Source organism: Salipiger sp., assembly GCF_059781815.1.
In genome coordinates, this window is sequence record NZ_JBYNAH010000187.1 from 1 (window position 1) to 10487 (window position 10487).

Below are 10487 nucleotides of genomic sequence, written 5' to 3' on the forward strand. Positions count from 1 at the left end.
CTCTTCACCTGCGCCGCGGTCAGCGGCAGGCGCGAGACAGTGTACTTGCCGAAGGTGTCCTCGATATGCACCACGCGCTCGAAGCCCGGGTCCGAGGTGTCCTCGGCCTCTTTCCAGGCCACCCACGCGCCGTTGTCGACCTTGCCGAAGAAACTCTTCAGCGTCGGGACGATGCCATTGGGGCTCTTGTTGGCGCGATACTCGATCTTGCCGTCGACCTCGACCTCTTCGTAGGGCTGACGGTGATAGACGATTACCAGATCACTGGACATGGCTCACGCTCCTTTCGGGAGGGGATGCAGATTGAAGGCCTCGACCGCCTCGAGGATGCCCGCGGCGCCGATGGCTTCGGCAGTGTGGACATGTGTCAGGCGGGAGACCCGGTCGAGCAGGGCCTGCTCGGCGCCGCCCACGGCGACGGCGGGCAGACCGCATTCCAGCATCGACAGATCGTTCAGCGTGTCGCCAGCGGCGAGCACGCGGCTTTCCTCGATGCCGAGATGGCTGACAAGGCGGCGCAGCGACGGGCCCTTCGAGATGCCGCGCGGCAGCACGTCGAAATAGCGGTCGTCGGAAACCAGCGGGTCGTGGCCCATGTCGCGCACGATGTCATGGGCGCTGTCGTCAAAATTCTCCGCGTCGAGATCGTAGCTCACGCGGTAGCGGAACTCGGTCGGCTGCAGGGTCAGGCCGGGATGGCCGTCAAGCGCCGAGCGCACGGTGTCGCCGGCGTCGCCCCAGGTCTCGGCGATCTCGACCTCGAGCGGCTCGATGGGATGGATCTTGCCATCCTCGACCCGGGCAATCGTGGTGCCCACGTCACCGACGACGTATTCGGGCCACGGCACACCACCATCGCAGAGCTCGCCGATGAACTTGGGATCGCGCCCGGTGACGAAGATCAGCCCGATGGTGTCGCGGTTGTCCTCGATCCAATGGTAGAGGGCCGCGCGGTCCTCTTCCGAGCCGCCAAGGAAGGTGCCGTCGAGATCGGTTGCCAGCACGAAGCGGCAGCCGGCGATGTCGCGGTTGTGGGGGTGATCAAAGCTCATGCGGGGTCTCCCTCGTAGGGGTGAAGCGTGATGTCGAGCGCGCGCGGCTCGCCCTCGATCGGACGGGACCAGAGCGCCTGGAAGGTCTCGGTCAGCGGCGCGCCCTCATGCAGGATGGCGTGGACCGCCTCGCAGATCGGCATCTCGACGCCGACCCGGCGCGCCAGATCGACCACCGAGACCGCGTTGACCTCGCCCTCGACGACCGTCGGCTTGCCGTCGAAGCACGCCTCGCGCGGGATGCCCTGGCCCAGCTGGGTGCCCAGCGACATGTTGCGCGAGGTGGTCGACGAGCAGGTCAGCGTGAGATCGCCAGCGCCGGCAAGGCCGGTCACCGTCTCGCGCTTGCCGCCGAGCGCCTCGGCCAGCGCCTTCATCTCGTCCATGCCACGGGTGATCAGCGCCGCGCGGGTGTTCTCGGCAAAGCCTGCACCGGTCATCATGCCACAGGCGATAGCGACCACGTTCTTCACCGCGCCACCGACCTCGACGCCGATCAGGTCGTCCGAGACATAGGGCCGGAACGCCTGTGTCTGCATGGTCAGCGCAAGGCGTGCGGCGGGCGCGCGCTCGGGGGCGATGCGGTCGTGATGGCGGAAATTGAACGCCACGGTGGCAGCGGTCGGGTGGCCGAGCGCCGTCTCGCGGGCAAAGGTCGGGCCGGAGAGCGCGCCGACGGGATGGCCCGGCAGCTCTTCCTCGACCACGTGGCTCAGAAGAAAGCCGGTGCCGCGCTCGATGCCCTTGCAGCAGAGCGCGATCGGAATGCCTTCGGGGAGATGCGGCTTCATCTTGCGTGCCATGTCGCGCAGCGTGTGCGACGGCGTGACCAGAAGCACGGCCTCGACGCCGGTCAGCGCCGCGGCAAGATCCGAGGTCGGCGTCAGGGTGGCGGGAAGATCGATGCCGGGCAGGTGCTCGGGGTTCTGCCGGGTCTCGGCCATCGCTTGCGCGAGGCTGTCGCGGCGGCCCCAGAGGCGGGTATCGCACCCGGCCGCTGCCGCGACCGCGGCAAGGGCGGTGCCCCAGCTTCCCATGCCGATGACGGCGATACGGGCATAAGGTTCAGCGCGTCTCGGCATGTCGCCGGTGTCGCGCGCGGGCGGGATGTTCAATGTCAATCCGTCCATAATGCTGTGCCGGGGCCTCCCCACGAGGTGAGGGGTGCCGGCCGATTGGGCTCACTCCATTCTGTCCTAAGCTGATAACGCGACACTATGCGTTGGGTTCCGGCGAACCAAGCCGAGGGGGCCATTTTTCTGCGTTAGCGAAAGTCAGGCGGTGTTTGCCCAATTTTTAATCGCATTCGGGCGGCTCTTGCGGGCCGTTTCAGCAGCGTTGATTCAATTTCAACGCGATTGCACGATTTTTCCATGTGCCCTCCGGCGCTGTCACGCAACCTATTGAATTGGCACCCCTTTGCCGAGGCCCTAGAAAAACAGGCGCTTCGCTGCCGGAACTATTTTTCCCGCGGGACGTTATTTGGTCGACGCGCCGAAAGGGCATAAGCTCTTACGCAATTGCCGCGACGCGGCATCGGTTCGTAGCGATACAAGGAGATACCGACGTGACCAACACCAGCCCGAACGCCCGCCAGAAAGTGCGCACCGCGATCTTCCCGGTGGCAGGGCTCGGAACGCGGTTCCTGCCGGCGACCAAGTCCACGCCGAAGGAGCTTCTGCCCGTGCTTGATCGTCCGCTGCTGCAATTTGCCATGGATGAGGCCCGCGAGGCGGGGATCGAGCGGATGGTGTTTGTCTCGCACCCCTCGAAAGGCGCCATCGAGCGTTACGTGCATCAGGACGAGAAGCTGTGTCACCAGCTCCGCTCGAAGGGCAAGCACGGTATCGCCGACACGCTCGACGAATACGCCATCAATCCCGAGGAAGAGCAGGCGCATTTCGTGATGCAGCCCGAACCGCTGGGCCTGGGCCACGCAGTGCTCTGCGCTGCGGATGAGGTGCTGCCGGGGCCGGTCGCGGTGATCCTGCCCGATGATCTCATCATGGGCCAGAAAGGCTGCCTCAGCGAGATGATCGAAGCCTACGAGACAGGAGGCGCCGGTCATATGGTGGCCACCATGGAAGTCGGCCGCGACGAGGTTCAGGCCTACGGTGTGCTCGACCCGAAGGGCGCACCGGTGGGCCAGATGGTTCCGGCGTCCGGGATGGTCGAGAAGCCCGAGCCAGAGGCGGCACCCTCGCTGCACGCCGTGGTGGGCCGCTACGTGCTCGATGCGTCGATCTTCGACGACCTGCGCAACCAGAAGCCGGGCCTCGGCGGGGAGATCCAGCTCACCGACGCCATCGCCAAGGGCATCGAGCGCGTCGGTCTGTCAGGCTTCCGCTTCAGCGGTCAGCGCTACGACTGCGGCTCCAAGGCCGGGATGCTGCGCGCCACGCTGGCCTATGCCGGCCAGCACAAGGAGTTCCACCCGGTTCTCGACGAGCACAGCACGATGCGGCTGGCGGCGGAATAACGCCCCGCATCAAACGGTTAGAACGTGAAAAGGCCCCGCGCGAGTAAATCGCGCGGGGCCTTTTGCATTTCGTCACAGATCTCTATCGGTGCTTTCAGTTTTGGCCGTAAGGCACTGTTATAAAATGATATCAATCGTTATCCACAATCAACTTCAAATTGGGCTTGCCGGCTTTAGACTTCGGGGCCTGTGCAAAGGGCGTAGCGTCTTCCAACAGCCCCGGCAGAGGCGTGCTTGCGGTGCTTGCTTGCAGCGGATCGGGCTCGAAGAGCGAACGTTCGGCAAGCGCAGGTTGCACAGTGATGGTGGCGATGTCGAAACGCCGCGGGGTCCGGCCGATCTTGCCGGTGGTCACCAGTGCGCCGATCATGCGGGTCATGTCGCCCATGTCGGATCGTAAAGGCAAAAGGACAAGGTTGCCGCTCAAGCTATTGCGACCAAATCCTTCTTCGGCCTTGAGGCTCAGCTTGACCATGGCGCCCTCGGCGAAGACCCTGGTCACCGCATCGGCAAGCGTATCGCGCGCGTCGGGGGTAAACAGGCTCGAGAGCGGCATGCCCGAGGTCTCCATGCCCATAAGCTCGTTCAGATGGGTGCCGGAGACCCGCAGCTTGGCCAGGCCAGGCGCGATGCGCTCGGCGAGAAACGCGTGTTCAAGCGCGCTCTCGATGCCCCGCGGGTCGATTTCGCTGCGCAGGGGGATCTCGCCGCGTGCAGCTGAGAGCTTGTGCCAATAGCTCTCCACAAGCCTCAGAGGCGCAAGCCTTTTCTGTTTCTCGCGATCGGTCATCGAGACGATGCCCCTTTCGTTTCCGCCGTTTCCGAACATGCCTTAGGCTCCTTGTCGTCCATCGTCCGGTGCGGTCGGAGCCCCCGTTCCACCTTCCCGGTCATTTGTGTCGTCTTGAGTCCCAACTTATCTCAAATCGGGCAGATTTCCGCCCCAATTCTGGCTGAAAGGTTAACGCCTTGGCCGTCGACGCGCCGCTTGCCATGCCCGGATTCAGAGGATAGGCCGATGAAACCCCGCGATTTCTGCGCGGGACACCTGGCCTTAACATGGAGCGGCGAGAATGCGGCAATCGATGACCGGCTTCGCGTCCCGCAGCGGCGAGATGGACGGCCTCCGCTGGGGCTGGGAGCTGCGCGGCGTCAATGGCAAGGGGCTCGAACTGCGGCTGCGGCTGCCCGAATGGGTCGAGGGGCTCGAGCCGCTGGTGCGCAAGGCGGCGCAGGCCAGGCTCGCGCGGGGCAATGTGCAGATCTCGCTCCGGCTCACCGGCGCCGGTGAGGAGGAGGCGGCCGAACTGGACGAGGCCGCGCTTGCCCGGGTGCTCGACGCGATGGCGCGGATCGAGGATGCGGCGGGCCGACGCGGGCTGCCGCTCGAGCGCTCCAGCGCGGCGCAGATCGTCGCCCTGCGGGGCGTCATGGCGAGCGGCCAGAGCCAACGCGATATCCCGGCGCTGCGCAGCGCGCTGCTGGCCGAGTTCGAGGCCGCACTTGCCGAGTTCGTCGAGATGCGCGGCCGCGAGGGGCAGGCGCTGTTGACGGTGCTCTCGGGCCAGCTCGACGAGATCGAGGCGTTGGTGGCGCAGGCGGCCGAGGCCGTGGACGCCCGCCGCGACGAACAGGCCGAGAAGCTGCGCGCGGCGCTGGCGCGCGTCATGGAGGCGACCGAGGGCGTCGACGAGGCCCGCGTGGCGCAGGAGCTTGCGCTCATCGCCGTCAAATCCGACATCACCGAAGAGCTCGACCGGCTGAGCGCGCATGTGGCGGCGGCGCGGGCGCTGCTGCAGGACAAGGGCGCGGTGGGGCGCAAGCTCGATTTCCTGATGCAGGAATTCAATCGCGAGGCCAACACGCTCTGTTCGAAATCCGGCTCCTCGGTGTTGACCCAGATCGGTCTGACGCTCAAGACGGTGATCGACCAGATGCGCGAGCAGGTCCAGAACGTGGAGTGATCCGATGAACCGAAGAGGTCTTCTCATCATCCTGTCCTCGCCCTCGGGCGCGGGCAAATCGACATTGGCCAAGCGGCTCCGGGCCTGGGATCCGTCGGTGATCTTCTCGGTCTCGGCCACCACCCGCGCGCCACGCCCGGGCGAGGTCGATGGCGAGGATTACCATTTCATGACCGAGGCGGCGTTCAAGAAGGCCGTCGCCAATGGCGAGATGCTCGAGCACGCTCATGTGTTCGGCAATTTCTACGGCTCGCCCAAGGGCCCGGTGCGCGACGCCATCATCGCCGGCAAGGACGTGCTCTTCGATATCGACTGGCAGGGCGCCCAGCAGATGACCAATTCGGAGCTGGCGCTGCACACGCTGTCGATCTTCCTGCTGCCGCCCTCGATCGCCGAGCTCAAGCGGCGGCTGGAATCGCGCGGCCAGGACGGGCCCGAGGTGATCCAGCGCCGCATGCAGAAGAGCTGGGACGAGATCTCGCACTGGGGCTCGTATGATTTCGTGCTGGTGAACGAGGATCTCGACGCCACCGAGGAGCGGCTCAAGAGCATCGTCACCGCAGCGCGCCTGCGCCGGACGCAGCAGCCGCACCTGCTCGATCACGTGCGCAAGCTGCAGGCGGAATTCGAGGAGGGAGAGGAATGACGCTTTACGCATTGGAGGGCGTTGCGCCCGAGCTGGCCGAGACCGCCTGGGCGGCGCCGGATGCCAACCTGATCGGCAAGGTGGTGCTCGAGGACAAGGCTTCGGTCTGGTTCGGCTGCACGCTGCGCGGCGACAACGAGGAGATCCGCGTCGGCGCGGGCAGCAACGTGCAGGAAAACGTCGTCTGCCACACCGACATGGGCTATCCGCTGGTGATCGGGCAGGGCTGCACCATCGGCCACAAGGTCATGCTGCATGGCTGCACCATCGGCGACAACAGCCTGATCGGCATGGGCGCCACCATTCTCAACGGTGCGAAGATCGGCCGCAACTGTCTGATCGGCGCCGGCGCGCTGATCACCGAGGGCAAGGAGATCCCCGACGGCAGCCTTGTCATGGGGATGCCGGGCAAGGTCGTGCGCCAGCTCGACGAGGCGGCGATCGAGGGTCTGAGGAAATCGGCGCTCGGCTATCAGGCCAATGCGCGCCGCTTCAAGGCGGGTCTGACGGCGCTCTGACGCGTCAGACCCTGATGATGCTCACGAGGCCTGCTCGAGCGCATATTCCACTTTGGACTGCACCACCGGAGCCATCTGACGGGTGAGCATGACGGTCGGGATGTTGCGCAGGGCCGGCTTGCGGTTCGGCGCCCGTTTGCGTTCGCGCAGGTAAGAGAGGATCTGCTTGGCGTGGTCGCGGTTGCGGGCCACGAGCTTGTGGCCATCAATCGTCCACTGCCAGAAGGCATCCTCGGGCCACGAGATCGTGGCCTTCTCCAGAGTCTTGCAATGGGTGCACTCAACCATCCCGCGATGATTGAGGCGATATCCGGGGCCATCGGCGCCGTCCTGATGGAACGTCGGTTTCTTGGCTTCCGGTTGTGTCCAGCTAAACTGTTCCGGGTACAGTTCTTCAACCACCACACGCCCCCAAAGGTGCGCGTTTTCAGGCACTTCTGGGTAACGGATCACACAAGTAAAACGGAACGGCTCGTAGAACTGGGCGACCTGCCCGCAATGGGGGCAGTGGATATCGATCGGATCGCTCTGCATATTACGAGTTCCTGTGGTTGTAGGCGCCCCCACCTACACAGCCATAAAAGGACAAAACCAAGGCGAACGCAATCGATTTTCGCAAAAGAATACACCTATAGGTGGTAATCTGCCGATTGCCGTACCGAAACTTTGCCATATTCTGCGTGTTGAAAGTGTTGTTCAGATCCGATTGATATAATTTTCAATGACTTACGACGCTTCATGTTGACGCCGCATTGCGGCGATCCCCCGCCGATGCGTCCCAGGGCTCCGCCGGATCGCGGCAATGGGACGGCGCTTGCTCCGGTGGTTTCGCCGTGTAACACCCCGCGGTATCGGGAGATAGAGGCAGTGAGTCTCGTGGTGGCGGCGGCCTTGCGCTGTCGCCGGGGCAAATGTGGCGCCGCAGGGAAGGACGCGATGCAGACCGATTCGAGACATGTCGTTGCGGCCATTCCGCTGCCCACCATCCTGATCCGCTGGGATGAGCGCGTCGAGGCCGCCAATGCCGAAGCCAAGGCCTTGCTGGGCGAGGGGCTCGAGGGGCGGCACTTCATCACCGCGCTGCGCCAGCCGACTTTGTTGGATGCCATCGAGGGCACGTTCAGGGATGCCGCGCCGCGGCTGACGCGCTATCTGACCAGTGACAGCCGGCAGGACACCACCTTCGAGGTGTCGGTGCGTCCGCTGCCGCTCGAGGGCCGGCCCGGCGTGCTCCTGACCTTTACCGACATCACCCATCTCGAGCAGGCCGGGCAAATGAGGCGGGATTTCGTCGCCAATGTCAGCCACGAGCTGCGCACCCCGCTGACCGCGCTTCTGGGCTTTATCGAGACGCTGCGCGGTCCGGCCCGCGACGACGCTGCGGCGCGCGACCGGTTCCTCGGGATCATGGAGGACGAGGCGGGCCGGATGGAGCGGCTCGTGGGAGATCTGCTGTCGCTGAGCCGGGTCGAAGCCGAAGAGCGGGTGCGCCCGATCGAGCCGGTGGATCTTGCCGGGCTGGTGCGCTCGGTGATCGGGGGGCTTGCGCCTCTGGCCAAAGATGCCGGGGTGACCTTGCTGACCGACGCGCCCGAAGCGCCGCTCGAGGTGCCCGGCGATGCCGACCAGTTGCGGCAGGTGCTGCTGAACCTCGTCGAAAACGCGGTGAAGTATTCCGGCAAGGGTGCGGAGGTGCGGGTGCAGCTGACCGAGCCGGCGTACCAGCCGCGGCTGCGCGGGCAGGGGGTGGAGCTGGCGGTGCGCGACACCGGTCCGGGGATCAACCCGATCCACATCCCGCGCCTGACCGAGCGGTTCTACCGGGTCGACAGCCACCGCTCGCGCGAGATGGGTGGCACCGGCCTTGGCCTTGCCATCGTCAAGCACATCGTCAACCGCCACCGGGGGCGCCTCAAGATCGAGAGCCAGCCCGGCGCGGGCACCACCTTCCGCGTGGTGCTGCCGCTCGAGGTCTGAGCGTTCGGCCTCAGGTCTCGTGTCTCAGGTCTCGGGGCGCTGGTGCTGCGCCTCGATGGCGGGAAGCTGGGCGAGGATCTTCTCTACCGTGAGCGGCCCGTCGATATGGCGGCGCACCCAGTCCTCGTGGGCCCCGACGATCATCAGCGGAAATCGCGGCAGATCGAGCAGCGTGGCGATACAGAAGCGGTGATTGCCGGAGCTGGTCTTCATGAGATGCCCGTCGGCGTCGATCACGGCCGAAGATTCGTAGCCGGTCTTCGAGGCGTCGAAGCCGTTCTCGCGGAGGCTTTCGACCAATCCGAGCACATAGGTCTCGAGGAACGCGAGGATCTCTTCTTCGCTGTGCAAGGGGCGGCCCTTGTAATCGGCCACGCCCTTCGCGGCGAGTTCCTCCGAGAAGGCGCGGAACCAGAGGCTGCTGCGCAGATCGTCCCGGTTGGCGAGGAGGTCTTCGAGAAGGCGGAATCGCGGTGTTTCGGCGACCGGCGGACGCTTGGTGAAATATTGTGCCGGGATGGAAAACGGTTCGGCCCGTTTGATCCGTTTACGGAAGAGGTTCGCCACCGGACGCGGCAAATACCGCCGCATCTTCCGGAACCGCGTCTTTCCCACCGGCCATTTCGTGCCGAAGTGTCTGGAAACCTCGGTCGGTGTGACCCAGATCACCGCACGTTCGCCGCTCGCTTTGATAAACTCTCGTTTTCTCATTGGCTTGCTGTCCCCCTGCCGGGCGCGCGACCCCCGCATTCAAGACAAAGGAAATGCGGGTATCGCCGCGGTCCGAAGACCGCTTTGCGCGACTCGATCCCCATTAAGCGCCACATTCCGGGCGCTGTCATCAAACTGTTACACAGGTGTCACAAAAGCATCGCGCGAGAAGCCTAGGGCTGCCCGCGAGGTCCCCGAGGGGAGGGGATCGTAACCAACGTTACAGGAGCATGCATATGCAATCCGTTAAACTCGCCGCATCGGCTCTGGCCATCGCCGCCGTCTCGGCTTCCGCCGCTGCCGCCCGTGACAACGTGCAGGTCGCCGGTTCGTCCACCGTTCTGCCCTACGCTTCGATCGTGGCAGAAGCCTTCGGCGAAAACTTCGACTTCCCGACCCCGGTCGTGGAATCGGGCGGCTCCTCCGCTGGCCTGAAGCGCTTCTGCGAAGGCGTCGGCGAGAACACCATCGACATCGCCAACGCCTCGCGCGCCATCCGCGAAAAAGAGATCAAGGCCTGCGCCGACGCCGGCGTGACCGACATCATCGAAGTCCGCATCGGCTATGACGGCATCGTCTTCGCCTCGCAGAAGACCGGCCCCGAGTTCACCGCGTTCCAGCCGGCCGACATCTTCAACGCCCTGGCCGCCGAGGTTCTCGTCGATGGCGAGATCAAGGCCAACCCCTACAACACCTGGGCCGAGTTCAACGGCGACCTGCCGGACGTCGAAATCGCGGCCTTCATCCCGGGCACCAAGCACGGCACCCGCGAAGTCTTTGAAGAGAAGGTCCTGCTGCAGGGCTGTGAAGACACCGGCGCCATGGAAGCCATGATGGCCGGCGGCATGTCGGAAGACGACGCCGAGGGCGCCTGCATGGCGGTCCGCACCGACGGCAAGTCGGTCGACATCGACGGCGACTACACCGAGACCCTGGCGCGCATCGACAGCAACCCGAACGGCATCGGCGTCTTCGGCCTGGCGTTCTACGAGAACAACACCGACAAGCTGAAGGTCGCGACCATGGGCGGCGTGCAGCCGACCACCGAGTCGATCGCCGCAGGCGAGTACCCGGTGTCGCGTCCCCGGTTCTTCTACATCAAAAAGGCCCACAAACGCGTCAACCCCCGCCAGAAGGAAA

At 65.0% G+C, this 10487-nt stretch carries 11 protein-coding genes and 1 pseudogene; 6 read left to right on the forward strand and 6 right to left on the reverse strand.

Translation table 11 applies throughout. The features are described 5' to 3' along the window. The 3 genes and pseudogenes from AC6RA4_RS18665 to AC6RA4_RS18675 all read right to left on the reverse strand — a co-directional run. A pseudogene (locus AC6RA4_RS18665) lies at positions 1 to 272 on the reverse strand (glucosylglycerol-phosphate synthase); the annotation flags it as partial. Positions 273 to 275: 3 nt separating this feature from the next. Further along, the gene (locus AC6RA4_RS18670; RefSeq protein WP_500162929.1) at positions 276 to 1052 is read right to left on the reverse strand and encodes an HAD-IIB family hydrolase; all 777 of its coding nucleotides are present in this window, start codon (positions 1050 to 1052) and stop codon (positions 276 to 278) included. Then, entirely contained in the window at positions 1049 to 2089 is a 1041-nt protein-coding gene (locus AC6RA4_RS18675) for an NAD(P)H-dependent glycerol-3-phosphate dehydrogenase (RefSeq protein ID WP_500162947.1), read from the reverse strand. The genes AC6RA4_RS18670 and AC6RA4_RS18675 overlap by 4 nt, the downstream gene beginning before the upstream one ends. Positions 2090 to 2619: 530 nt before the next feature. Here AC6RA4_RS18675 and AC6RA4_RS18680 point away from each other — a divergent pair. Continuing rightward, positions 2620 to 3531, forward strand: coding sequence for a UTP--glucose-1-phosphate uridylyltransferase (locus AC6RA4_RS18680; protein WP_500162931.1), 912 nt, complete (start codon positions 2620 to 2622; stop codon positions 3529 to 3531). A 130-nt stretch (positions 3532 to 3661) separates the two neighbouring features. Here AC6RA4_RS18680 and AC6RA4_RS18685 read toward each other — a convergent pair whose 3' ends face one another. Continuing rightward, positions 3662 to 4360, reverse strand: coding sequence for a PAS domain-containing protein (locus AC6RA4_RS18685; RefSeq protein ID WP_500162933.1), 699 nt, complete (start codon positions 4358 to 4360; stop codon positions 3662 to 3664). A 256-nt stretch (positions 4361 to 4616) separates the two neighbouring features. On the opposite strand from AC6RA4_RS18685, the gene AC6RA4_RS18690 reads away from it, so the two are divergent. From AC6RA4_RS18690 to AC6RA4_RS18700, 3 genes are read left to right on the forward strand one after another with little or no spacing between them, the layout of a single operon-like run. Continuing rightward, a complete protein-coding gene (locus AC6RA4_RS18690; protein ID WP_500162935.1) occupies positions 4617 to 5495 on the forward strand; it encodes a YicC/YloC family endoribonuclease in 879 nt (292 codons plus the stop codon). A gap of 4 nt (positions 5496 to 5499) precedes the next feature. Beyond that, positions 5500 to 6141 carry a guanylate kinase gene (gmk, locus tag AC6RA4_RS18695; RefSeq protein ID WP_500162937.1) on the forward strand — a complete coding sequence of 214 codons (642 nt, stop codon included), beginning with the start codon at positions 5500 to 5502 and terminating at the stop codon, positions 6139 to 6141. After that, the gene (locus AC6RA4_RS18700) at positions 6138 to 6659 is read left to right on the forward strand and encodes a gamma carbonic anhydrase family protein (protein ID WP_500162939.1); all 522 of its coding nucleotides are present in this window, start codon (positions 6138 to 6140) and stop codon (positions 6657 to 6659) included. Before gmk ends, AC6RA4_RS18700 begins: the two co-directional genes overlap by 4 nt. Before the next feature lie 21 nt (positions 6660 to 6680). Here AC6RA4_RS18700 and AC6RA4_RS18705 read toward each other — a convergent pair whose 3' ends face one another. Then, positions 6681 to 7193: a hypothetical protein gene (locus AC6RA4_RS18705; protein WP_500162940.1), complete on the reverse strand. Its 513-nt coding sequence runs from the start codon at positions 7191 to 7193 to the stop codon at positions 6681 to 6683. A gap of 402 nt (positions 7194 to 7595) precedes the next feature. Here AC6RA4_RS18705 and AC6RA4_RS18710 point away from each other — a divergent pair, with 402 nt between their 5' ends. Continuing rightward, positions 7596 to 8636 carry a sensor histidine kinase gene (locus AC6RA4_RS18710; protein WP_500162942.1) on the forward strand — a complete coding sequence of 347 codons (1041 nt, stop codon included), beginning with the start codon at positions 7596 to 7598 and terminating at the stop codon, positions 8634 to 8636. A gap of 24 nt (positions 8637 to 8660) precedes the next feature. On the opposite strand, the gene AC6RA4_RS18715 is transcribed toward AC6RA4_RS18710, so the two are convergent. After that, positions 8661 to 9386: a hypothetical protein gene (locus AC6RA4_RS18715; protein ID WP_500162944.1), complete on the reverse strand. Its 726-nt coding sequence runs from the start codon at positions 9384 to 9386 to the stop codon at positions 8661 to 8663. Positions 9387 to 9583: 197 nt separating this feature from the next. On the opposite strand from AC6RA4_RS18715, the gene AC6RA4_RS18720 reads away from it, so the two are divergent. After that, positions 9584 to 10487, forward strand: a 904-nt coding sequence (locus AC6RA4_RS18720) for a PstS family phosphate ABC transporter substrate-binding protein (RefSeq protein ID WP_500162945.1), incomplete at its 3' end; no start/stop codon positions are given.